Annotated in this window: 18 protein-coding genes; 11 read left to right on the top strand and 7 right to left on the bottom strand. The window is 70.4% G+C overall.

Translation table 11 applies throughout. From position 1 onward, the window contains the following. A partial coding sequence (locus tag AAG801_RS24000; protein ID WP_341890624.1) for a hypothetical protein occupies positions 1–2,447 on the bottom strand: 2,447 nt, incomplete at its 3' end. A 100-nt stretch (positions 2,448–2,547) separates the two neighbouring features. Between AAG801_RS24000 and ligA the strand changes: the two genes are divergently transcribed. Together ligA and AAG801_RS23990 are read left to right on the top strand one after the other, a co-directional pair. Then, positions 2,548–4,611 (top strand): NAD-dependent DNA ligase LigA, encoded by a 2,064-nt coding sequence (gene ligA / locus AAG801_RS23995; protein WP_341890623.1) that lies wholly within the window; start codon positions 2,548–2,550, stop codon positions 4,609–4,611. Continuing rightward, complete coding sequence (locus AAG801_RS23990) at positions 4,608–5,384, top strand: NUDIX domain-containing protein (protein WP_341890622.1); 777 nt, start codon at positions 4,608–4,610, stop codon at positions 5,382–5,384. Before ligA ends, AAG801_RS23990 begins: the two co-directional genes overlap by 4 nt. On the opposite strand, the gene AAG801_RS23985 is transcribed toward AAG801_RS23990, so the two are convergent. The 6 genes from AAG801_RS23985 to AAG801_RS23960 all read right to left on the bottom strand — a co-directional run bounded on the left by AAG801_RS23985 (position 5,376) and on the right by AAG801_RS23960 (position 15,058). Continuing rightward, positions 5,376–8,195, bottom strand: a complete 2,820-nt coding sequence (locus AAG801_RS23985; protein ID WP_341890621.1) for a response regulator — start codon at positions 8,193–8,195, stop codon at positions 5,376–5,378. The genes AAG801_RS23990 and AAG801_RS23985 overlap by 9 nt on opposite strands. Further along, positions 8,192–8,779: a YfiR family protein gene (locus tag AAG801_RS23980; RefSeq protein ID WP_341890620.1), complete on the bottom strand. Its 588-nt coding sequence runs from the start codon at positions 8,777–8,779 to the stop codon at positions 8,192–8,194. The genes AAG801_RS23985 and AAG801_RS23980 overlap by 4 nt, the downstream gene beginning before the upstream one ends. Continuing rightward, a complete protein-coding gene (locus AAG801_RS23975; protein WP_341890619.1) occupies positions 8,776–11,133 on the bottom strand; it encodes a TonB-dependent receptor in 2,358 nt (785 codons plus the stop codon). The genes AAG801_RS23980 and AAG801_RS23975 overlap by 4 nt, the downstream gene beginning before the upstream one ends. A gap of 152 nt (positions 11,134–11,285) precedes the next feature. Then, positions 11,286–12,962, bottom strand: a complete 1,677-nt coding sequence (locus tag AAG801_RS23970; RefSeq protein ID WP_341890618.1) for a Na/Pi cotransporter family protein — start codon at positions 12,960–12,962, stop codon at positions 11,286–11,288. Positions 12,963–12,996: 34 nt separating this feature from the next. Beyond that, complete coding sequence (locus AAG801_RS23965; protein ID WP_341890617.1) at positions 12,997–13,806, bottom strand: IclR family transcriptional regulator; 810 nt, start codon at positions 13,804–13,806, stop codon at positions 12,997–12,999. Positions 13,807–13,843: 37 nt separating this feature from the next. After that, positions 13,844–15,058 carry a GGDEF domain-containing protein gene (locus AAG801_RS23960; RefSeq protein WP_341890616.1) on the bottom strand — a complete coding sequence of 405 codons (1,215 nt, stop codon included), beginning with the start codon at positions 15,056–15,058 and terminating at the stop codon, positions 13,844–13,846. 147 nt (positions 15,059–15,205) lie between these two features. Here AAG801_RS23960 and AAG801_RS23955 point away from each other — a divergent pair, with 147 nt between their 5' ends. From AAG801_RS23955 to ntrC, 9 genes are all read left to right on the top strand, one after another. Next, positions 15,206–16,021, top strand: a complete 816-nt coding sequence (locus tag AAG801_RS23955) for a TIGR00266 family protein (RefSeq protein ID WP_341890615.1) — start codon at positions 15,206–15,208, stop codon at positions 16,019–16,021. Beyond that, on the top strand, positions 16,014–16,829 hold the full coding sequence (locus AAG801_RS23950; RefSeq protein WP_341890614.1) for a creatininase family protein: 816 nt from the start codon (positions 16,014–16,016) through the stop codon (positions 16,827–16,829). Before AAG801_RS23955 ends, AAG801_RS23950 begins: the two co-directional genes overlap by 8 nt. A 106-nt stretch (positions 16,830–16,935) precedes the next feature. Then, entirely contained in the window at positions 16,936–18,171 is a 1,236-nt protein-coding gene (locus tag AAG801_RS23945) for a hypothetical protein (RefSeq protein WP_341890626.1), read from the top strand. 19 nt (positions 18,172–18,190) lie between these two features. Then, positions 18,191–19,054, top strand: coding sequence for an EI24 domain-containing protein (locus AAG801_RS23940; RefSeq protein WP_341890613.1), 864 nt, complete (start codon positions 18,191–18,193; stop codon positions 19,052–19,054). After that, positions 19,051–19,872, top strand: coding sequence for a molybdopterin-binding protein (locus AAG801_RS23935; RefSeq protein WP_341890612.1), 822 nt, complete (start codon positions 19,051–19,053; stop codon positions 19,870–19,872). The genes AAG801_RS23940 and AAG801_RS23935 overlap by 4 nt, the downstream gene beginning before the upstream one ends. 223 nt (positions 19,873–20,095) lie before the next feature. Beyond that, positions 20,096–21,511, top strand: a complete 1,416-nt coding sequence (glnA, locus tag AAG801_RS23930) for a type I glutamate--ammonia ligase (protein WP_341890611.1) — start codon at positions 20,096–20,098, stop codon at positions 21,509–21,511. A 188-nt stretch (positions 21,512–21,699) separates the two neighbouring features. Further along, positions 21,700–22,176, top strand: coding sequence for a hypothetical protein (locus AAG801_RS23925; RefSeq protein ID WP_341890625.1), 477 nt, complete (start codon positions 21,700–21,702; stop codon positions 22,174–22,176). Beyond that, complete coding sequence (glnL, locus tag AAG801_RS23920) at positions 22,173–23,255, top strand: nitrogen regulation protein NR(II) (RefSeq protein ID WP_341890610.1); 1,083 nt, start codon at positions 22,173–22,175, stop codon at positions 23,253–23,255. The genes AAG801_RS23925 and glnL overlap by 4 nt, the downstream gene beginning before the upstream one ends. Before the next feature lie 43 nt (positions 23,256–23,298). Next, on the top strand, positions 23,299–24,442 hold a 1,144-nt coding region (gene ntrC, locus AAG801_RS23915), incomplete at its 3' end, for a nitrogen regulation protein NR(I) (protein WP_341890609.1).

Here is a 24,442-nt window from a genome sequence, read left to right as displayed (position 1 = left end):
CCCTCGATCTCGAAGCGGCCGAGGGTGTGCACCTTCACGGCCCAGGGCCAGGCCTCGCCGGCGCCGGCGGGTGCAGCGAGCCGCATGCTGCGGGCGATGCGCGTGGCGGTGGCGGTCTCGACGTCGTTGTCCAGCGCCAGCCAGAGCAGTTCGGCCAGGCTCTGCGGCGCGGCGCCGAACCAGGCGGCCAGGCCCTGGACCCGGGCGCTGGCCAGCGCGCGGCCTGCGCGTGACAGGGCGCCGTCACGGTCGCCCATCGACAAGGCGGTGTGGGCGTCGAGCAGCAGCGCGTGCATGGCCGCCAGCGGATTGCCGCCCTGGGCCTCCAGGGCCGCGAGTTCGCGCCGCGCCGTGCGCAGCGCCGCCACCTCGCCGAGCGACTGCAGCGCGTGGGCGCGCGCCGCCAGCGCCATCGCCTGCGGGGCCGGCCCCATCGCCTGCCCGGCCTCGACAGCCACCCGCAGCGCCGCATCGGCGTTGACGGCGTCGCCGCGCCACAGCGCCAGCCAGCCGCGCACGCTGAAGTGGTGCCAGGCCTCCATGCGCCGTGACGCGTCGGCCCGTGCCGCCACGGCGTCGAGCTGCGCCTGCGCCGCATCGCCATCGCCCTGCAGGGCCGCGAAGCAGGCGCCGTGCAGGCGCAGATGCTGGTCGAGCAGGTGGATGCCACAGTCCTCGGCGTAGGCCAGCGCGTCCTGCGTGGCCGCCCGGCCGGCAGACCAGTCGCCATCGGCCCAGGCACCGTACTGGCGCAGCAGCCCCCACAGCAGCCGCGCGTAGGGCGCTGCGCCGGGCCGTGCCAGCTCGGCACGGGCCTGCTCGGGCAGCGTGCGCACATCGGCCAGGCGGCCCAGGTACCAGGCCTGCTTGGCCAGCAGCATCGCCGCGCGCACCTTCAGGTTGGGGTCGACATCCTCGTGCAGCAGCGTGCGAACCCGCTCGTGCCAGACGGCGCAGGCCGGGTGCGCCGGGTCGCGCAGGAACAGCGCGCTCCACACGGCGACGGCCAGCGTGGCGTGCTGCGCCGGCGCAGCGTCGTGCAGCTCGGGGCTGTCCTGCAGGGCCTGCAGTGCGGCCACGCGCGCAGCGAGCGGGCGGGTGTCGTCGAAGGCCTGGAAGTGGCTGGCGATGGCCAGCGCATGGCACTGCTGGCGCAGTGCGACCTCGCCCTCGGGCAGGCGCTGCAGCGCTTCGTCGGCGCAGGCGCGGCCGGCGGCCGGGTCGCGCAGCGACTCGGCCTGGGCCAGGCGCAGCCAGAGCTGCGCGCTGCGCTGCGGCGCCGGCACGGCCAGCGCGGCGCTGCGCAGCGCGGCATGGCGCGAGGCGGCCAGCCAGGCCGGCGCGATGCTGCACAGCCATCGGTCCAGCTCGGGCCAGCAGCGTGGGTCGGCCCGACCGGCGGCACACCAGGCGGCCAGTGCCGCATCGGCGTCGCCGCGCTCGCCCAGGCGGCGGGCCGCTGCGACCTGGCGCTGCGCGACGGCGTCGGGTGCCAGCTCGCGTGCTTCGCGCTCCTGCAGGAACTCGCGCAGCAGGCCGTGCACGCGCCAGCGTGGCGGTACATCGACCAGCCGCTCGACGAGCAGCGCGCGTTGCGCCAGATCGTCGAGCAGGGCCGGATCGGCGTCGTCGCCGTCGAGCACCGGCAGCCAGGCGGTGCCCTGCAATGCAGCCTGCGCCCGCGGCGGGATCAGCGGCCATATCGCATCCTCGATCAGCGCCTGCAGCCGGCGCTCGCCGCGCGGCTGCATCAGCAGGGCCACCGCGGCCGGCCAGCCGAGGCTGCGCTGGTGCAGGGCCTGAGCCTGGCCCGGCGACGGGGCGGCCGCGCCGCAGCGCGCCAGCCAGGCCGCAGTCTCGTCGGCATCGAAGGCCAGTTCGCGCGCATCGAACTCGGCCAGCCGGCCGGCAGCGAGTGCGCGCGACAGGGCCACCGGCGGCGCCTCATGCGACAGCAGCAGCAGCGACTGCCCGGCGCGGCGCTCGTCGATCAGCGCCTGCGCGGTCGCAGCGATGGCTTCGGCGTCACCGATCGCCTGCAGTTCGTCGATCACCACCAGCGCCCCGGCGGGCAGGGCGGTGAACAGCTCGCGCGCGAGGTGGCGCAGCAGGTGCGCGGGCGAGGCGGCCTGCGGCGGTGTCGGCGCGGGCATGGCAGCAGCGGCTTGCTCGCCGCAAGCCTGGGCGAGCGCCTCGCGCAGATGAAGGTGCAGGCTGGCTGCGTCGGCGTCGCCGGCGTCGGCGCGCAGCCACAGGGCGCAGCGCGTGGCACCGGCATGGGCCGCGGCCAGCGTCGTCTTGCCGCTGCCGGGCGGCGCGGCCAGCCACAGCGCACCACAGGAATCCAGCGCCTGCGCGACGCTGCGCAGCAGGCGCGGCCGTGGCAGGCGCCGCGAGACATCCGGGGCGACGACGTGCGCCGGGGCATGGTACGAAGAAACCTTCATCGGCAGGCTCCGCAGTGGCTGGGTGACGATAGGTGCTCTGGGGCGCCGCGCCATCCCCCGAACTCGTGAGGCGCGCGACCCGATGTCGCAGAATCGCCGCATGACACGAGTCAACGACGAACCCGCGGCGCGCGCCGCCGAGCTGCGCGCGACCTTGAACCGCCATGCCCACCTCTACTACGTTCTCGACGCACCGCAAATTCCCGACGCCGAGTACGACCGCCTGTTCCAGGAGCTGCAGGCCCTCGAGGCCGCGCACCCCGAGCTGCTGACGGCCGACTCGCCGACGCAGCGTGTGCTCGGCAAGGTGCTGGCCGGCTTCGAGCCGGTGCGCCATGCGGTGCCGATGTTGTCGATCCGCACCGAGACCGACACCGAGGCGACCGGCGCGATCGCCTTCGACACGCGTGTGCGCCGCGAACTCGAGCTGGCCGACGACGCGCCGCCCATCGAATACGCCGCCGAGCTGAAGTTCGACGGCCTGGCCATCAACCTGCGCTACGAGCGCGGCGTGCTGGTGCAGGCGGCCACGCGCGGCGACGGCGAGACCGGCGAGGACGTCACGCAGAACATCCGCACCATCGGGCAGATTCCGCTGCGCCTGACGGGCTGCGACGCCCCGGTGCTCGAAGTGCGCGGCGAGGTCTACATGCGCCGCGATCACTTCGAGGCGCTCAACGAGGCGCAGCGGCAGAAGGGCGAGAAGACCTATGTCAACCCGCGCAACACCGCCGCCGGCGCAGTGCGCCAGCTCGACCCGGCGGTGACCGCCTCGCGGCCGCTGAGCTTCTTCGCCTACGGCCTCGGCGAGGTGCAGGGCTGGGAGGTGCCGGCCACGCACGCGGCGCTGCTCGATGCGCTGCAGGCGATGGGCACGCCGGTCTGTGCCGACCGTGCCGTGCTGCAGGGTGCACCGGGGCTGGTCGACTTCCACCGCGCGATGGGCGAGCGGCGTGATGCGCTGCCCTTCGACATCGACGGCGTGGTCTACAAGGTGAACTCGCGGGCGCTGCAGCAGCGCCTCGGCTTCGTCTCGCGCGAGCCGCGCTGGGCGGTGGCGCACAAGTATCCGGCGCAGGAGCAGATGACGCTGCTGCGTGACATCGACATCCAGGTCGGCCGCACCGGCAAGCTGACGCCGGTGGCCAAGCTGGAGCCGGTGTTCGTCGGTGGCACGACGGTCAGCAACGCGACGCTGCACAACGAGGACGAGACGCGGCGCAAGGACGTGCGCATCGGCGACACGGTGATCGTGCGCCGCGCCGGCGACGTCATTCCGGAAGTGGTCGGCGTGGTGCTGGAGCGGCGTCCGGCCGACGTCGGCGAACCCTTCGACCTGTACAAGCGGCTGGGCGGCAGATGCCCGGTCTGCGGCAGCGCCATCGCCCGCGAGGAAGGCGAGGTCGACTGGCGCTGCAGCGGCGGGCTGTACTGCCCGGCGCAGCGCAAGCAGGCCATCCTGCACTACGCGCAGCGCCGCGCGCTGGACATCGAGGGCCTGGGCGACAAGCTGGTCGAGCAGCTTGTCGACGCCGGCATCGTGCGCACGCTGCCCGAGCTGTACACGCTCGGCCTGGCCAAGCTGTCGGCGCTCGAGCGCATGGGCGAGAAGAGCGCGGCCAACCTGCTCGCCGGGCTGGAGAAGAGCAAGCAGACCACGCTGGCGCGCTTCCTCTACGGCCTGGGCATCCGCCACGTCGGCGAGACGACGGCGAAAGACCTGGCGAAACACTTCGGCGGCATCGACCGGGTGATGGAGGCGAGCGTCGAACAGCTGCTGGACGTCAACGACGTCGGCCCGGTGGTGGCGCAGAGCATCCGCACCTTCTTCGAGCAGCCGCACAACCGCGAGGTGGTCGAGCAGTTGCGCGCGGTCGGCGTGCATTGGGCCGAGCACGAGGGCGTTCAGCCCGATGCTGGCCCGAAGCCGCTGGCCGGCAAGACGCTGGTGCTGACCGGCACGCTGCCGACGCTGTCGCGCGACGAGGCGAAGGACCTGATCGAAGCCGCCGGCGGCAAGGTCAGCGGCTCGGTGTCGAAGAAGACCCACTACGTGGTGGCGGGCGAGGAGGCCGGCAGCAAGCTCGACAAGGCGCGCGAGCTGGGGGTCACGGTGCTCGACGAAGCCGGCCTGCGTGCCCTGCTCGCGGAGGCCTCGTCGTGAACGATCCCTCCTGGCTGGACGAACTGCGCCGACGCGCCGCGCAGCCGCCGCTGCGGCCGCGTGAGCCGCTGCGCCTTGGCAAGGCCGAGATCGGCTCGATCGAGCCCGGCGTCGGGCAGCGCATGGCCGACGCCGGCCTGCCGCTGCGCCCGGAAGATGGCGCCTGGCAGATCACCTCGCACGACGACGACACGCTCGCCGACCTGGCGCAGTGGCTGCACGAGCAGGGGCTGGCCAGCCGCTGGCGCGGCGAGTTGCTGCCGGTGACCGATGCGCAAGGGCGGGCGCACGGTGCGATCGAACGCGCTGCGGTGCGCCCGCTGGGCATCACCACGCACGCGGTGCACCTGGTCGGCCGCCATGCCGACGGCCGCTACTGGGTGCAGCAGCGCGCCTTCGACAAGGCGACCGACCCGGGGATGTGGGACACGCTGGTCGGCGGGCTGATGGCCGCCGGCGAGAGCGTCATGACGACGCTGGAGCGAGAGACCTGGGAAGAGGCCGGGCTGCGCCTGGCCGAGCTGGACGGGCTGCAGCCGCTCGGCCACCTGCAGATCCGCCGGCCGGTGGACGAGGGCTACATGGTCGAGCGTGCCACGCTGTTCCAGGCGGTGCTGCCGCGGCGGCTGCAGCCGGCCAACCAGGACGGCGAGGTGGCCGGATTCGCCTGCGTGGACGCCGCCAGGCTGGACGCCGACCTCGCCGCCGGCCGCTACACGCTGGAGGCGGCACTCATCCACGCCCACGCGCGGGAGCTGGACACGTCACGCTGAGCTGGCGCCGGGCCTGCGCGAGTCCGCCGACACCCAGCGCGCGAGCGTCGCGAACATCTCGTCCACGTTGATGGGCTTGGCGACGTGGTCGTTCATGCCGGCGGCGATCGCCGCGTCGCGGTCGCCCACCATGGCATTGGCGGTCATCGCGATCACCGGCAGCGATCTGCGGATCGGCATCCGGCGCAGCGCCCGCGTGGCCTCGTAGCCGTCCATCACTGGCATCTGGCAGTCCATCAGCACGGCGTCGAAGTCGTGCTGCCCGAGCAGGTCCAGTGCCTCCCGACCGTTGCCCGCCACGCTGACCTCGATGCCGGCACTGCCGAGCACGGCCAATGCCACTTCCTGGTTGATCTCGTTGTCCTCGACCAGCAGGATGCGCGCACCGCGCAGGCCGGCGCGCGGGTCGGCGGGGACGACGGGCTCCGGCAGGTCGGCATGCTCGGAGACGGCGAAGGCAGTGCCGAGCGCCGCGTGGCAGGCGTCGACGAACGACGAGGGGGTGACCGGCTTGGCCAGCAGCGCGGCCGGTGCCATCTCCCGTTCGCTCAGGCGCTGCAGCGTCGCCTCGCGCGACAGGGCCGTTGCCATCAGGATGACCGGGATCGCAGCGCTCGGCGCTTCGCGCTGGCCCACGGCGGCCATCAATGCGGTCTCGTCCATGCCGGGCATGCCGGAGTCGAGCAGCAGCAACTGATAAGGGGCGTCCAGCGCATCGGCCTGTGCCACCCGCTTCAGCGCCTCCTCGGCGCTGGCCGCGGCGTCGGCGCGAAGGCCCAGCGCCGTGCACGACGCCGTGAGCAGGTCGCGCGCGGCGGCGTTGTCGTCGACGACCAGCACCCGCGTGCCTCGCAGGGCCTGGGCACGGCACTCGGGTGGCGCGGGCGCGGGGGCGTCGGTCTGCAGCCCGAAGCGCAGGGCGAAGCTGAAACGGCTGCCACGCCCCGGCGCGCTGTCGACCTTCAGCTCCCCGCCCATCAGTCGCACCAGGTGCTGGCTGATCGCCAGCCCGAGACCGGTGCCGCCATAGCGGCGGCTGGTCGAGGCGTCGGCCTGGGAGAAGGGCTGGAACAGCCGCTGCTGCACCTCGGCGCTCATGCCGATCCCCGTGTCGCGCACCTCGAACAGCAGCTGCGCAGACGCGCTGTCGCACGACAGCACCCGCAGCACGAGCGTGACCTCGCCCTGAGGCGTGAACTTGACCGCGTTGTTGCCGAGATTGAGCAGGATCTGGCCGAGCCGGGTCGGGTCGCCGATCAGTGCGGTCGGCAGCCGCGCGGGCATGTCCAGCAGCAGCTCCAGCCCCGCCTGCTCCGCGCGCATGCCCAGCACGCTGACGAGGTTCTCCATCGACTCGTCGAGCGAGAACGGAATCGACTCCACCTCCAGCCTGCCGGCCTCGATCTTCGAGAAGTCGAGGATGTCGTTGATGATGCCCAGCAGCGACTGCGCCGCCGCATGCGCCTTGTGGACGTAGTTGCGCTGCTGCGGTGCGAGCTCGCCCTGCAGCGCCAGCGCCGACATGCCGAGGATCGCGTTCATCGGCGTGCGGATCTCGTGGCTCATGTTGGCGAGGAAGCTGCTCTTCGCGCTGTTGGCCGCCTCGGCCGCATCGCGCGCCTGCTGCAGTTCGGCCGTGCGCTGCTGCACGGTGCGCTCGAGTTCGTCCTGGTAGCGGCGCTGCGCGGCCTCGGCCTGCTTGCGTTCGGTGAGGTCGGAGACCAGGCCGATGAAGCCCATGATCTCGTTCGTGTCGCTGCGCTTGGCCGTCACCGTCAGGTGGACCGGCAGGCGCGAGCCGTCCTTGCGGATGAAGCTCCACTCGCCCGCTTCGGGCAGGTTGCGCCTTGCGCGGGCGAAGAAGGTCTCCATGCCGGCGGCGACGGGCTCGCCGAGTTCGGCGCTCAACTCGCGTGCGCGACGCGCCACCTCCTGCGGGTCGTGCCAGGCCTGGGGCGTCATCTTGCCCACCACCTCGGCCGCCGAGTAGCCGGTCAGGCGTTCGGCCGCGCGGTTGAAGGTGCTCACCACACCGTCCGGCGCCACCGAAATGATGCCCGAGCCGACGTTTTCGAGCACGGTGCGATGCATGGCCGAGAGCCGGCGCAATTCGGCGTCGCGATCGGCGATGGTCTGCATCATCGTGTTGAAGCCCTGGCCCAGCCGCGCGACCTCGTCCGCCCCGGCCACCGGGACGCGGGCAGCGTAGTCGGCGCGCGTGCCCACCTGGTCCACCGCATGGGCCAGCGCCGCGATCGGGCCGACGATGCTGCGCTGCAGGGCGGCGAGGAGGCCGAACGCGATGCCGGCCAGCAGGACGATCGTGCCGGCGGCGAGCGTCAGCAGCGCCTCCTGGGTCTGCCGCTGCAGCTCGCCCAGGTGCATGACCAGGTGCAGCCGGGCGCCGTCTTGAAGGCTCTGCACCAGGTCTGCTGTGTGCCGGTCGGGCGACAGCAGCACGCCGTCGGGACGCTGCGGCATGCCCGGGCGTGCCGCCTGCGGCCGCGTGCTGTAGCGGGCCAGCTCGCGGCCGTTGGCCATCACGATCTGGGCCTCGAGGATCTGCGGGTTGGCTCGCAGCGTCTCGAGGACTTCCTGTGCCCGCGCCGCATCGCCGAAAGCAACGGCGGCCTCGGCCCCGACGGACAGCAGCTCGGCATACGGTTCCACCACGCTGCGGGCCCGGCCTTCGAGCGTCAGGCGATCGAACAGCAGGAAGCCTCCGCCGGCCGCCGCGAAGGCGAGCGCAGCGGCGGTGAACAGCGCCAGCGCCAGCCGTCCGCGGATGCCCGCCGGCCGCCACGGGATCATCGCCACCTCCTCAGGGTGCCGTTCTCCAGGACCTCGCGCGAGACCTCCAGCATCTTGGCCGGAATGGTCAGCGAGGCGGCGCGCGCCTGGTCGAGGTTGATGCTCATCTCGATGCGCTCGCCGGTGATCAGGCGGACAATGCCGCCTTCGTCGAGGAACTCCGGTGCACGGCCCACCGTCAGCACGGGACGCCTGCTCAGCTCGGACAGCGCGGCGCGCCGCTGCGCAGCGTGCGGGAAGTCGACGACGACGATCTGGCACGGCGGGAGCTGCTCCAGCCTGGCGGCGCGCACGACCTGGAAGGCGCGGCCTTGTTCGGTGCGGCCCTGCAGAGTGCTCTCCAGCACGGCGTCGAGCGGGTCGTTGCCGAGCACGCAGACCAGCCACGGCGAGTGCTCGCCGGCGAAGGCACGTGTCGGCCAGGACACGTAGCGGGCGAAGTTGCGCACGAATGCGGCTTCGACCCGGGCGGGTTGCTCCGCCGGCGGCGCCTGTGCAGCCGCGCTGGCGAACAGACTCTGCGCAACGAGCAACCATGCTGCGGTTGCCCGTCGAATCGACGGCGACAGCCGGCGCTCCGTCACAGGGTGGCCCGCAGCGTGAGCAGGAACTCGCGCGGACGCGCGCGCGTGCTCTGCGACGGCCGGTAGGTCGCGCCGCCGAGGTTCTTGCCCGCCAGCTCCACGCTCATCCGCGATCCGTCCGCGAGCCACGAGTAGCCGGCGAGCAGATTGACCAGCGTGTAGCTCTGCCGCGAGGAGGGCGGCCCGTCGGGCAGCAGCGTCTGGTCGCGCACGATGTTCAGGCCGCCGCCGAGGTAGGCGCCGCCGAGGGTGCCCGCGGCGAAGTCATAGCGTGTCCACAGGTTGGCCAGATGCGGCGCGCTCATCTGCAGCCGGGCGCCGTGCAGCAGGCTGACGTTCTTGTAGTTGATCTGGCCGGCGGCATCCAGCGTGGCAGGGTCCTGCGCGAGCACGCTGGCGTCGTCGCCGGTGACTTCGACGATGCGCGCGTCCATGTAGCTGTAGGACAGGTAGAGCTGCCAGCGGGGCGCGGGCGTCAGCGTCAGGTCGAGCTCGACGCCGCGCGAGCGTTGCTCGCCGCTCTGCAGGTTGAAGATCTCCACGGCGCCGGCCGAGTTGGTCTGGGCCAGGTCGTTGACGATGCGGCGGTTGCGCAGGTCGAAGATGCTCAGCGTGCCGGCGACGCGGCCGTCCAGCAGCACGGCCTTCACCCCGAGGTCGAAGCCCTTGCCCTCGCTGGGCTCGGCCGCGGCGGTGGAGCCATCGACGCGGTTGAGGATGGCCGCGCCGGGCACGAAGGACTCGGCGTAGGAAGCGAACAGCGCGAGGCCGGGGTCGATCTTGTACAGCACGCCCAGCTGCGGCGTGCCCTTTCGCGCATCGATCCGGTCGACCTGCTGCGTGAGGCGGTTGTCGAGCGTGTTTCGCGTGGTGGTCAGCCGCCAGCCGGCCAGCAGCAGCAGCCGTTCGTCGAACAGGCCCAGCGTGCTGCCGGCGTACACCGACTGGTCATGCGCCTCGGAGCGGCGATCGGCCGGGTTCTCCGTGAGCGCCGAGCGCGGAATGTCGACCTGGCGGTTCCAGGTCGACGGGTCGCGCAGGTCCCACAGCGGCAAGGGCGATGCGATCGGGTCGCTGCCCAGCGCCGGGTCGTTCGGCGCCTGGGCGGCCCAGTTGTCGAAGCGCCGCCGGACGTGCTGCGCGCCCAGCAGGACGCGCAGGCTGGCGGCGCCCAACTGGTAGCGGCCCACCGCGTCGACCGACAGGGTCTCGTCGCGATTGATGTAGACCTGCGCGCGCAGGCGCCGGCCCTGCAGGAAGGTCGTGTTGTCGGGCATGCCGAGGTTGCCCGAGAACAGCATGTCGGTGCTGTAGTTCTGTTTCGCATAGCCGCCGCGCAGGTGCCAGTGCTCGCCGGCCTCGACATCGATCCAGGCGTTCAGCGCCTCGCTCTCGCTGCGCCGGTAGTCGACGTCGGACATGCTGTTCCAGGTGTCCGGCAGGCCGGGCACGTCGACGCCCGACAGGTTGGGGTCGGACGGCGTCGGCACCACGCCGCGCTGGCGCCCGTAGCCCGGCTTCTGCATGAGCTGCGGCGCTTCGAGCTTGCGGAAGTTCTCGTACCTGAGCGACACGTTGACCCGCTCGCTGGGCTGCCACGACAGCGCCGGCGAGAAGTTGCGCGAATGCGCGTCGTACGGATCCCAGTAGTGGATGTCCTGGTCGTGCGAGGCGGCGAGGCGGTAGCGCAGCGTGCTCGAGGCCGGGCCGGTCACGTCGGCCCGGGCGCGGTACTGTCCGTAGGAGCCGAAGCCGGCCTCGCCGGTGGCCTCGAAACGCGCCTGCGGGCTCTTGGTGATGATGTTGACGATCCCGCCTGGAGCCACCTGCCCGTACAGGAAGGAGGAGGGGCCCTTGACCACCTCGACGCGCGCGATGTTGGTGAAGTCGAAGAAGGAGGGGCCGACGTAGCCGTCGCGCAGGATCTGCGTGCCGCCCGGCACTGCACTGACGGTGAATCCGCGGATGGCGAGGTTGGCGTTGCCTTCGTTGAAGTCGTTGCTGCGGTAGGTCACGCCCGGCGAGTAGCGCGCGATGTCGTGGATGTCGCGCGGTGACTGATCCCGGATGAACGGCCCGGTGAAGGCCTGGATGGCGAACGGCAGGTCGCGCACGGGCGCATCGAAGCGCGAGGCGGACACGGCATTCGAGGCGCGGTAGCCGCGGTCGAGGTGGCTGGACACGTCGAAGGGCGAGACGCGAACGTTCACCAGTTCGGAGATGTCCATGTCGGCCACGTCGCGGGCGGCCGGTGGGCCTGGCCGGTCCTCGGTTTCGGCGCTTCTCGCGGCGGACGATGCCAGCCCGGCGAGCACCACAGCGGCACAGGTCCAGACGATTCTTGCCGTCGGCATACCGCAATGCACCATCAGTCCCCCGACTACACCTTGACGCGAACCCAGTCTAGCGCCCGGCTCGCAGGGGCACTTGAACTTTGTCAACGCAGACGCGTGGCTTGTCAAATCCGGCGCACGGCGGCCACGGGCCGGTTCGGCGCCGCGCCGCGTCAGCGGTTGTTCTCGTCGCCCGGGAGTTCGGCCAGCTTGGAGTGGCGGATTCGAGTCTGCGACAGCACGCCGGCAGAGTCGAGGATCGGGTAGGCGATCGAGCAGATGTGCGAATTGATGCGCTTGAGGTCGCTGATCAGGTCCAGGTGCAGCGAACTGGTCTCGATGCTCGACGCGGTGTTGTCCTGCAGCCGGGCGATGTGGCTGCCGGCGTACTCGCGCTCGAGGTCGCGGAAATGCGCCTTCTCCTCGAGCAGCTTCTTGGCGTCGCGCACGTGGCCGTCGAGGAACACGCTCATGCCCAGGCGCAGGTTGGCCAGCAGCCGCTCGTGCAGGTGGCTGATCTCGGCCAGGCCGGCTTCGGAGAAGCTGCGGCTCTTGCGGATCTTCTTGTCCTCGACGTCCTGCAGCACGCGCTCGATCACGTCGCCGATCTGCTCCATGTTGATCGTGAAGGAGAGGATGTCGGTCCAGCGCCGGCTCTCGCGCTCGGACAGCGCCTCGCGCGAGATCTGCGTCAGGTAGAACTTGATCGCCGAGTACAGCTCGTCGACGGTGTCGTCCATCTTGCGCAGCTGCTCGGCCAGCACCAGGTCGTTGTGCTTGATCACCGGCAGGATGCCGCGCAGCATGGTCTCGACCACGTCGGCCTGGTGCAGCGCCTCGCGTGCCGCGCAGCTGATCGCCAGCGAGGGCGTGGACAGCGCCACCGGGTCGAGGTGGCGCGGCCGCGCGGCGTCGGCACCCAGGCGGGGCTCGGGCAGGACGCGCTCGACCAGGCGGCCGACCACGCCGGTGAAGCTGATGAACAGCAGCGCCAGCACGACGTTGAAGCCGAAGTGGAACCAGACCACCTGCTCGTGCACCGCGGCACCGGTCAGCTGCAGCCAGACATGCGCCTGCGGCAGCAGCGGGATGGCGATCGCCGCGCCCAGGCCCTTGAAGATCAGGTTGCCCAGCGGCAGGCGGCGCACCTGCGGCGAGGCGCCCGCGGTGGCGATCAGCGCCAGGAAGCCGCTGCCCAGGTTGGCGCCCAGCACCAGCCCGAGCGCGACGTTCGCCGGCAGGATGCCCGAGCCGGCCAGCGTCGCGGTGAGCAGCACGATCGCCAGGCTCGAGTAGGACATCACCGTCAGCACGGCGCCGACCACGATGTCCAGCAGCACCTCGCTGGGCAGCGAGGCGAGCAGGGCGCGAACGGCCGGCGACTGCGTCAACGGCGTGGTCGCCTCGACGATCAGCTGCAGCGCCAGCGTGATCAACCCGAGGCCGATCAGCACCCGGCCGACTCGACCGATCCCGGTGTTCTGCCGCGAGGTGAACATCACCACGCCGGCGAAGATCAAGAGCGGCGACAGCCAGGACAGGTCGAACGAGAAGACCACCGCCATCATTGCGCTGCCGACGTCGGCGCCGAGCATCACCGCCAGTGCGGCCGCGCTGGTCACCAGCCCCTTGCCCACGAAGCTGGCGACGATCAGGCAGGTGGCGGTGGCCGACTGCACCAGGCTGGTCACGCCCAGTCCGGCGGCCAGCGAACTGAGGCGGTTGCTGAAGCTGCGCGCGAGCACGCCGCGCAGGTTCTCGCCGGCCACCCGCAGCATGCCGGTGCGCACGAGGTGCGTGCTCCACACCAGCAGGGCGATGGCGGCGAGCAGGTTGAGAAGATGGATCAATCGGTCTCCACGGGAGTGGCCAGGGCAGCCGTCCTCAGGCCTTCATCTGCAGCATCTGCGAGATCCGTGCCGCGGCTTCCTGCAGGCGCGGCAGGAACTGTTCGGCCATCTGCCGCGCCGAGGTGCGCGCCGCCTGGCCGCTGATGTTCATCGCCGCGATCGCGCGGCCGCCGCGGTCGCGGATCGGCACCGACAGCGACACCAGCCCTTCCTCCAGCTCCTGGTCGACCAGGCACCAGCCCTGGCCGCGCACCCGCGCCAGTTCTGCCTTCAGCACGGCCGGGTCGGTGATCGTCAGCGCGGTGTGTGCCGGCGGCGGGTGGCGTCGCAGCAGTTCGTCGAGCGCGGCCTCGGGCAACTCGGCCAGCAGCGTGCGGCCCATCGAGGTGCTGGTGGCAGGCAGCCTGCTGCCGATGCCGAGGTTGATGCTCATGATCTTGTGCGTCGGCACGCGCAGAACGTAGACGATGTCGGCGCCGTCGAGCACCGCGGCCGAGCAGGACTCCTTGACGTCCTCGACCAGCTTCTCCATCACCGGCTCGGCGAGGTTCCACAGCGGTTGTGAGGACAGGTAGGCGAAGCCGAGGTCGAGGATCTTCGGCGTCAGGCTGAACTGCCGGCCCTGGCTGCTCACGTAGCCCAGGCCCTCGAGCGTGAGCAGGATGCGGCGCGCGCCGGCGCGGGTCAGGCCGGTGCGCTGCGCCACCTCGGTGAGCGTCTGTTGCGGCGCGCTGGCGTCGAAGGATCGGATCACCGCGAGGCCGCGCGCGAACGACTGCACATAGCTGTCGCCCGGGCGCGGCGGCTCGCCGGTCGGCGCGTTCAAGGTCGCGGTGTCGGGCATGCGCCAGTCTATCGCCCTGCGCGGGGCGTCACGGACACTAGAAGCCGGGCAGGCCGAGCGAGCGGCTCTCGCCGAAGACCGGCCTCGACTCTTCGCCGAAGGCCGTCACCGCGCGGCTGCGGCCCTGCCGCTTGGCCTCGTACAGGGCCTGGTCGGCGCGGCGCAGGGCTTCGGCAATCGTCTCGCCGGGCTGCAGTTGCACCACGCCGAAACTCAGGCTGACCGGCGCGAGGGTGGGTGCGACCTGGCGGTCGGACAGGCGGGCGACGATGCGCGAGGCCACGGTCATCGCGTCGTGCACGCTGGTCTCGGGCAGCAGCACGGCGAACTCGTCGCCGCCCAGCCGGCCGGCGACGTCCTGGGTGCGCAGCGAATCGCGCACGCAGCGCGCCACCTGGCGCAGCGCCTCGTCGCCGGTGGCGTGGCCGAGCAGGTCGTTGATGTGCTTGAAGTGATCGATGTCGAACATCATCAGCGCGCACGGCGGGCGCGCCGCTGCGGCCAGGGCCTGGTCGGCGAGTTCGTGGAAGCGGCGGCGGTTGGGCACGCGGGTGAGCATGTCGATGTCGGCCAGGTAGCGCAGCTTGCGGTGCATCGCGCGCAGGTTGCTCTCGCTGCGTTCGTTGGTGAGCATCAGCGCGAGGTAGACCATCACCAGCGACGAGACCACGATCACGAGACCGCTGGCCAGCAGGAGCGCGTTGCCGGGAACGCCGCCGTCCGGCCCGGACACGGCGACCGCGAATCGAACCGCCTGCACCGCTGCGGCGGCGAGGTCGACACCGACGAGCAGCCGCATCGCCGCGCTGCTGCGCGCCTCCGCCATGCGCCAGACGAACACGGCCGTGTAGACGTGCAGCACGCAGGCGCCGCCGGCGAAGGCGGCGACGCGCTCGGACAGCGAGCCGTCTGCGGCCCAGGTCGCCAGCCAGACCAGGAAGGCGAGCGCCAGCAGCAGCCAGTCCAGCAGGGCCGGCACGGGACTGGGGTGACGCGAGCAGAAGTGGCGCATGCCGGCAAGCACGGCGATGGGCCACTGCAGCAGCAGCAGGTTGGCCAGCGGCAGCAACTCGGGTTGGGTGTCGCGGAACAGGTGCAGCACGCAACCCAGCGCGAGCAGCCACTGCGCCAGCAACCACCAGCCGAAGCCGCGGTAGGTGCGTTGCGTGCTGCCGTACAGCGTCATCACGCCGGCCGAGGTGGCCACGGCGGCGACGCAGACGGTGAGCAGGGTGGGCAGGTGCAGGTCCATGGGGCGGGTGCGGCAACCGTTCATTCTGGCGCCGCGGTGCGTTCGCCGCGCTACCCCTTAGGGGGGATCAGGTTAGGGGTCACCAAGAGTCGTTACCATCGCGGCCGCCTCGGGGTATCCCGGATCAAGCAGCAAGGAGAAGGCGACATGGCCATGGACGTGGTGGACTACGAGATCAAGGGTTCGGAAATGCAGTTCGTCGAGGTCGAGCTCGACCCCGGCGAAGCGGCCGTCGGCGAGGCCGGCAGCCTGATGTTCATGGACGCCGGCATCCAGATGGACACCGTGTTCGGCGACGGCGGCCCGCAGCAGGGCGGCTTCTTCGGCAAGCTGCTCGGCGCCGGCAAGCGGCTGGTCACCGGCGAGTCGCTGTTCACGACGGTCTACACCAACCAAGTGTCGGCCAAGCAGCGTGTCGCCTTCGCCGCTCCGTACCCGGGCAAGATCCTGCCGATGGACCTGCGCCAGCTCGGCGGCATGCTGATCTGCCAGAAGGATGCCTTCCTGTGCGCGGCGCGCGGGGTGTCGCTGGGCATCCACTTCCAGCAGAAGCTGTCGGTCGGCTTCTTCGGCGGCGAGGGCTTCATCATGCAGAAGCTCGAAGGCGACGGCCTGGCCTTCGTGCATGCCGGCGGCACCGTCGTGCGGCGCGAATTGCAGGCGGGCCAGACGCTGATGGTCGACACCGGCTGCATGGTGGCGATGACGCCCGGCGTTAACTTCGAGATCCAGTACGTCGGCAAGATCAAGACCGCGCTGTTCGGCGGCGAGGGCCTGTTCTTCGCCAAGGTCACCGGCCCGGGCACGGTGTGGCTGCAGAGCCTGCCGTTCTCGCGCCTGGCCTCGCGCGTGTTCGCGGCGGCGCCGCAGACCGGCGGCGGCGGCCGCGGCGAGGGCTCGGTGCTGGGCGGATTCGGCGCCGGTGGCCTGCTCGGCGGTGTGCTCGGCGGAGACGATGAGTAGCTGCCGGGCGGCGAGCCGCTGGCTCGCCCTGCCGTGGCTCGTCGTCTTCCTGCCGGCGCTGGCCACGGCGGCGCCGGAGGTGCAGCTGGAGGCGCTGACCTCGACCGAGCTGCGTGATCGCATCGCCGCAGGCGCCACCACGGTGCTGGTGCCGATCGGCGGCACCGAGCAGAACGGCCCGCACATGGTGCTGGGCAAGCACAACCTGCGCGTGCGCGTGCTGGCCGAACGCATCGCGCAGCGCCTCGGCCATACCCTGGTTGCACCGGTGATGACCTACGTGCCCGAGGGGCGCATCGAGCCGCCGGTGGCGCACATGCGCTACCCCGGCACGCTGTCGATCCCCGAGCCGGCGTTCGAGGCCGTCCTGGAGGGGGCCGCGCGCAGCCTGTGCCACCACGGCCTGCGCGAGGTGGTGTTCCTCGGCGACCACGGCGGCTACCAGAAGAGCGAGGAGCGAGTGGCCGCGAAGCTCAATCGGCGCGCCGCAGGCCCGGCTTGCCGCGTGCATGCGCTTGGCGAGTACTACCGCGCCGCGCAGCAGGGTCATGCTCAGCTGCTCGCCGCACGCGGCTTCGGCGCCGACGAGATCGGCCAGCATGCCGGCCTCGCCGACACCTCGCTGGCGCTGGCGGTTGACGAGTCGCTGGTGCGCCGCGACTGGCTCGGGCGCACCTCCACATCGGCCGAGCGGCCCGGTGTGAGCGGCGACCCGCGCCGCTCCAGCGTCGAGCTCGGCCGCCTGGGCGCCGAGCATATCGTCGAGGCGAGCGTGGCCGCCATCCGAGCGCGTATCGCGGCTCGTTGACAATCAGGTCTGACGACTCTCATCAGATCAAGCGACAGACATGGTTGACCGTATCGAATCTCCGCGGAACCGGCGCACGGCGCTGGCCGTGACCCTGCTGGCCGGCATGAGTGCCTGGGCGGTGGGTCAGGCCCAGGGCCCCGCGCCGGCGAGCGCGCCTGCCGTGGCCGCCGCCCCGATCAAGACAATGCCCGGCATGCCGCCGGTGCCCAACCCGAAGAACGTCTACAGCGAGACGGCTACAGCGATCAGTCCGGCGCTGCGGGGCGATCTCGAGCGCATCTACGTGCCCAACCTGCGCTCCAACGATGTCTACGTCGTCGATCCGCAGGCGATGAAGGTGATCGACCGATTCAAGGTCGGCATCAGCCCGCAGCACATCGTGCCGTCCTGGGACCTGCGCACGCTGTGGGTGACGAACAACGCCGAGGGCCGTACCGACGGCAGCCTGACGCCGGTCGATCCGAAGACGGCCAAGCCGGGCAAGGCGGTGATGGTCGACGACCCGTACAACATGTACTTCACGCCCGACGGCAAGTCGGCGATCGTCGTCGCCGAGGCGCGCAAGCGGCTCGACTTCCGCGATCCGAACACGATGGCCGAGCAGTACTCGATCGACGTGCCGGGCTGTCCGGGCGTCAACCACGCCGACTTCTCGATCGACGGCCGCTATGCGATCTTCACCTGCGAGTTCGCCGGCACGCTGGCCAAGGTCGACCTGGTCGAACGCAAGGTGCTCGGCTATCTGAAGTTGCAGATGCCGGCCACGCGCCTGAAGGAGAGGCCGGGCGCGGCGCGCACGCCGGCGGGCAAGGTGTGGGAGCCGGGCGAGAGCGAGGTCTGCACCGTCACCAAGGGCATGCCGCAGGACATCCGCATCTCGCCGGACGGCAGGCGTTTCTACATCGCCGACATGCATGCCGATGGCGTGCACATCATCGAGGGCGACAGCTTCAAGCAGGTCGGCTTCATCCAGACTGGCCTGGGGGCCCACGGCCTGTACCCGAGCCGCGACGGCCGGCAGCTCTATGTCGCCAACCGCGGCTCGCACAAGATCCACGGCTCCAGGCTGGGCGACGGTGGGGTCACGGTGATCGATTTCGCCACCGAGAAGGTGGTGGCGCGCTGGGCGGTGCCCGGCGGTGGCAGCCCCGACATGGGCAACGTCAGTGCCGACGGCAAGCACCTCTGGCTGGCCGCGCGCTACGACGACGTGATCTACCGCTTCGACACCGCCAACGGCGAGGTGAAGCAGGTCAAGGTCGGCGCGGAACCGCACGGGCTCACGGTCTGGCCGCAGCCGGGGCGCTACTCGCTCGGCCACACCGGCAACCTGCGCTGATGAGCGAAGGCGCGCCACGATGAAGCTGTTGCTCGATTCGTTCTGGCGCGCTGCTGCCTACTGCCTGCACCCGCGCGTCATCGCGCTGTCGGTGTTGCCGCTGGTGCTGATGGTGGTGGGCGCGCTCGGCCTCGGCTACCTGTTCTGGGACCGCGCCATCGACACGGTCAACGCGACGCTGGAGAGCTGGTCGCTCGTCACCTCGTTGTTCACCTGGCTGGAGCGTTTCGGCCTGGCCGGGCTGAAGTCGGCGCTGGCGCCGCTGATCGTGGTCTTCCTGGCCACGCCGGTGATCGTGATCGTCGCGCTGCTGGCGGTGTCGGTGCTGATGACGCCGTCGATGCTGCACCTCGTGGCAGAGCGTCGCTTCGCCACGCTGGAGCGGCGCCGCGGCGGCTCGATGTGGACCGGCGTGCTGGTCGCCCTGCTGGCGACCTTGATCGCACTGCTGGCGCTGGTGATCTCGGTGCCGCTGTGGCTGGTGCCGCCGCTGGTGCTGGTGCTGCCGCCACTGATCTGGGGCTGGCTGACCTACCGCGTGCTGAGCTACGACGTGCTGGCCGAGCATGCCAGCCGCGAGGAGCGGCTGGAAGTCGTGCGCCGCCACCGGCCGACGCTGCTGGCGATGGGCGTGATGGCCGGCTACCTCGGTGCGGCGCCGGGGCTCATCTGGGCCTCGGGCGTGATGGTGGTCGCACTCGCGCCGGTGCTGGTGCCGGCAGCGATCTGGATCTACACACTGGTGTTCGCCTTCGCCGCGCTGTGGTTCGCGCACTACGCGCTGGCGGCGCTGGAGGCGCTGCGAGCCGAGCGCGAGCCGCCGCCGGCGGCACCCCCGGCACCGCCGCCATTCCCCACCCTCGAGATGCTGCCCCCGCCATGAACTTCGGCCTGATCATCATCGGCGACGAGATCCTCTCCGGAAAGCGCGCCGACAAGCACCTGCCCAAGGTGATCGACCTGCTCAATGCACGCGGACTGTCGCTGGCCTGGGCGCGCTACGTGGGCGACGATCCCGAACGCATCACCGCCGACCTGCGCGACGCCTTCGCCGACGCCGAGCGTGGTGACGTGGTGTTCTCCTGCGGCGGCATCGGTGCCACGCCGGACGACCACACGCGCCAGTGCGCTGGCCACGCACTCGGCCGGCCGCTCGCCCTGCACCCGCAGGCCGAGGCGCTGATCCGCGAGCGCATGCAGGACATCGCGCGAGAGCAGGGCGTGCCCTACGAGCCCGACCGCCCCGACAACGTTCATCGTCTGAACATGGGCGTGTTTCCCGAGGGCGCGCGCATCATCCCGAATCCGTACAACAAGATCGCCGGCTTCAGCCTGCACGCGACCGATGGCGAGGGCGGCGTGTTCTTCGTGCCCGGCTTTCCGGTGATGGCCTGGCCGATGATCGAATGGGTGCTCGACACCCACTGCGCGAAGCAGCACCGCCGGGTCGACGTGCGCGAGAAGTCGGTGATCGTCTTCGGCGCGATGGAGGCGACGCTGACGCCGCTGATGGAGGCCGTCGAGGCGCGCTTTCCCGGCATCAAGGTGTTCAGCCTGCCGAGCGTGGACCACCCGCAATGGGGCCGGCACATCGAGTTGGGCGTCAAGGGCGAGGCGGCCCACATGAATGCCGCGTATGCCGAGTTGCTGCACGGCCTGCACGAGCACGGCGCGCAGCTCGGCCCCGAACTGGTGCGTTGACGCCCCGACAGGAAGAACCAAAGTGGTGCGCAAGCGTGCGCGCCGGTGGTGCGCCGCTCGCTGAGGCGCTCCCGGGAGTAGAGGCGCCGGCCTCCGCAGGTGCGCAGTTGTTGGCATGCCTTCTGCTACATTCCTGTGCGCTTTTCGGGCCCCCGGGCTCCGTCCGCAGGGTAACCGCCCGCACATCCAACCAATCCACACGCATCCAGCCAGGAGATCTTTGATGGCCAAGACCGTCGCCGACGTGATGAAGATGGTGAAGGAGAACGAGGTCAAGTTCGTCGACTTCCGCTTCACCGACACCCGCGGCAAGGAGCAGCACGTGTCCGTGCCTGTCTCCGCCTTCGACGAAGACAAGTTCACCTCGGGTCACGCCTTCGACGGTTCCTCGATCGCCGGCTGGAAGGGCATCGAGGCCTCGGACATGACGCTCATGCCCGACCCGAATACTGCCAACATCGACCCGTTCTTCGAAGAACCGACGCTGATCCTGACCTGCGACGTCATCGATCCGACCGACCACAAGCCCTATGAGCGCGACCCGCGCTCGCTGGCCCGCCGGGCCGAGGCCTACATGAAGGCCAGCGGCCTGGGTGACGCGGCCTACTTCGGCCCGGAGCCCGAGTTCTTCGTCTTCGACAACGTGCGCTGGAACGTCGACATGTCCGGCTGCTTCGTCAAGATCGAAGCCGAGGAAGCGGCCTGGAACACCGGCAAGGACTACGAGCACGGCAACAGCGGCTACCGCCCGTCGGTCAAGGGCGGCTACTTCCCGGTGCCTCCGATCGACGCCGGCCAGGATCTGCGTTCGGAGATGTGCCTGATCCTCGAATCGCTGGGCATCCCGGTCGAGGTGCACCACCACGAGGTGGCCAACGCCGGCCAGATGGAGATCGGCACCAAGTTCAGCACGCTGGTGCAGCGCGCCGACTGGCTGCAACTGCAGAAGTACGTCATCGCGAACGTCGCCGCCGCCTACGGCAAGACCGCGACCTTCATGCCCAAGCCGATCGTCGGCGACAACGGCTCGGGCATGCACGTGCACCAGTCGGTCTGGAAGGACGGCAAGAACCTGTTCGCCGGCGACGGCTATGCCGGCCTGAGCGAGTTCGCGCTGTACTACATCGGCGGCATCATCAAGCACGCCCGTGCGCTCAACGCGATCACCAACCCCGGCACCAACAGCTACAAGCGCCTCGTCCCGGGCTTCGAGGCGCCGGTCAAGCTGGCCTACTCGGCGAAGAACCGCTCGGCCTCGATCCGCATCCCGTACGTGCCGAACCCGAAGGGCCGCCGCATCGAGGCGCGCTTCCCGGATCCTTCCGCCAACCCGTACCTGGCCTTCAGCGCGCTGCTGATGGCCGGCCTGGACGGCGTGGAGAACAAGATCCATCCGGGCGAGGCTGCCACGAAGGACCTCTACCACCTGCCGCCGGAAGAGGACGCGAAGATCCCGACCGTCTGCCACAGCCTGGACCAGGCGCTCGACTACCTCGACAAGGACCGCGCCTTCCTGACCAAGGGCGGCGTGTTCACCGACTCGTACATCGACGCCTACATCGAGCTGAAGATGCAGGAAGTGACCCGCTTCCGCATGACCACCCACCCGGTCGAGTTCGACATGTACTACGCCCTGTGATCTTTTCACGCAGGGATGAAGGGACGGCCGCGGCCGTCCCTTTTTTCTGGAACTTCTCCGTCGTTGTTGCGCACCGACCCTGGGCGACAATCGCCACAGGTTGCCTGTCAGCCGTACCGTCCGGTGCGGCGTTGCACAGGCGAGGAGTCCGACGCATGCACCGTTTCCGATCGAGTCTGCTGGCGCTGATGGCCATGGTCACGCTGTGGCCGCAGCATGCAGCAGCGCAGGCCACCGTCTACCGCTGCCCGGGCAATGTGTACACCAGCAGTGCGGACATCAGCGCCAAGGAAGCAGATGCCAAGGGTTGCAAGCCGCTCGAAGGCGCGCCGATCACCGTCATCCAGGGCCAGCGCCCGCGCGCCGGCAACCCGGTGCCGGCGGCCAGCGGCACGCGGCCGGCCGATGCCAAGGTCGATCCGGCACAGCAGCGAGCGCGCGACGGCGACGCCCGCCGCATCCTCGAGTCCGAACTGAAGAAGGAAGAGGAGAAGCTCGCGCAGCTGCAGAAGGAATACAACAACGGCGAGCCCGAGCGCCGCGGCGACGAGCGCAACTACCAGAAGTACCTCGACCGCACGGCCGAGATGAAGGCCGCGATCACGCGCAAGGAGAGCGACATCGCCGCCATCAAGCGCGAACTGGCCAAGCTGCCGCCGTCGTGAAGATCGGCGCGGCCACCGACGCCACCACCTACGCGGCGTTCGACCACCTCGCGACCATGGTCGCCGTGGTCTCGCCCGAAGGGCGCTGCATCTTTGCCAACGCATCGTTCGAGAACGTGCTCGGCCTGTCGCGCCGCAGCGTGCAGCGCGGCTCGCTGTTCGACTGGTTCGTCGACGCCGACATCCTGCGTGACACGGTCGCTGCCGTCGCGCGCAACGAGTTCGCGACCAGCCGCATGGAGGCACTGCTGCGCCGCCCCGGCCCGGCCGGCGGCGATGCGCTGCCGGTGCACGCGATCGTCAACCAGATGGACGGCACGCCGCACGTGCTGCTCGAACTGGTCGAGATCGAGCAGCAGACGCGCCAGGACCGCGAGGAGCGCGCACTCGGCCAGGCCAAGGCGAACAAGGAGCTGATCCGCAACCTCGCCCACGAGATCAAGAACCCGCTGGGCGGCATCCGCGGTGCGGCGCAGCTGCTCGAGATGGAAGTCGAGAGCCGTGCGCTGACCGAGTACACGCAGGTCATCATCAACGAGGCCGACCGGCTGCAGGCGCTGGTCGACCGGCTGCTCGCGCCGCACCGCAAGCCGCACGTGGTCAGCGACGTCAACATCCACGAGGTCTGCGAGCGCGTGCGCTCGCTGATCCTGGCGGAGTTCCCGCGCGGGCTGCAGGTCGAGCGCGACTACGACGTCTCCATTCCCGACTTCCGCGGTGACCGCGAGCAGCTGATCCAGGCGGTGCTCAACATCGCCCACAACGCCGCGCAGGCGCTGGGCGAGCGCATCGTCAGCGGCGACGCGATGATCACGCTGCGCACACGCATCGCGCGGCAGGTGACGCTGGGCAAGCAGCGCTATCGTCTGGCACTGGAATTGCATATCCAGGACAACGGCCCGGGCGTGCCCGAGTCCATCCGCGAACACATCTTCTATCCTCTGGTGTCGGGGCGGGATGGCGGTTCGGGACTCGGCCTCACCCTCGCGCAGACCTTCGTGCAGCAACACCAGGGCACGATCGAATGCGAGAGCGAACCGGGCCGGACGCTGTTCAAGATCGTGATCCCGCTGCCTTGAAGCGCCGCCGCCGGGCGGACAGGGCGGCCACCACAGGCAGGGCATGAAACCCATCTGGATCGTTGACGACGACCAATCCATCCGCTTCGTGCTGGAGAAGGCACTGGCGCGCGAGGAACTGGCCGTGCGCAGCTTCACCAACCCGCGCGACGTGCTCGCGGCGATGGAGGACGACGAGCCGCAGGTGCTGGTCTCCGACATCCGCATGCCGGGTGGCTCGGGCATCGAACTGCTGACCAAGGTGAAGGCGATGCACCCGGGCCTGCCGGTCATCATCATGACCGCCTACTCTGACCTGGATAGCGCCGTCAGCGCCTTCCAGGGCGGCGCCTTCGAGTACCTGCCCAAGCCCTTCGACGTGCCCAAGGCGGTGGAGCTGATCCGCCGCGCCGTCGACGAGAGCCTGCGCGAGGAGGTGCGAGACGGCGCGCAGGCGCAGATGCCCGAGATGCTCGGCCAGGCGCCGGCCATGCAGGACGTGTTCCGCGCCATCGGCCGGCTCAGCCAGAGTGTGGTCACCGTGCTGATCACCGGCGAGTCCGGCACCGGCAAGGAACTGGTGGCGCAGGCGCTGCACAAGCACAGCCCGCGCGCCAGCGGCCCCTTCGTGGCGATCAACACCGCGGCGATCCCGAAGGACCTGCTCGAGAGCGAACTGTTCGGCCACGAGCGCGGTGCCTTCACCGGCGCGCAGACCACTCGCCGCGGCCGCTTCGAGCAGGCCGACGGCGGCACGCTGTTCCTCGACGAGATCGGCGACATGCCCTTCGACCTGCAGACGCGCCTGCTGCGCGTGCTGTCGGATGGGCAGTTCTACCGCGTCGGTGGCCACAACCCGATGCGCGCCAACGTGCGCGTGATCGCCGCAACACACCAGAACCTCGAGGATCGCGTCAAGCAGGGCGTGTTCCGTGAAGACCTGTTCCACCGCCTCAACGTGATCCGCCTGCGCCTGCCGGCGCTGCGCGAGCGCCGCGAAGACGTGCCGTCATTGGCGAAGTTCTTCCTGCAGAAGAGCGCGCGCGAGCTCGGTGTCGAGGCCAAGCGCATCACCGATGCGGCGCTGGCCAAGCTGATGCGCTTCGACTTTCCCGGCAACGTGCGCCAGCTCGAGAACATCTGCCACTGGCTGACCGTGATGGCGCCGGCGCAGGTGATCGAGCCGAAGGATCTGCCGCCCGAGCTGA

It is taken from the genome of Variovorax sp. YR752 (assembly GCF_943372545.1).
Note: the sequence above shows the minus strand (reverse complement) of the source record. Positions and strands in the feature narration are given on the sequence as shown.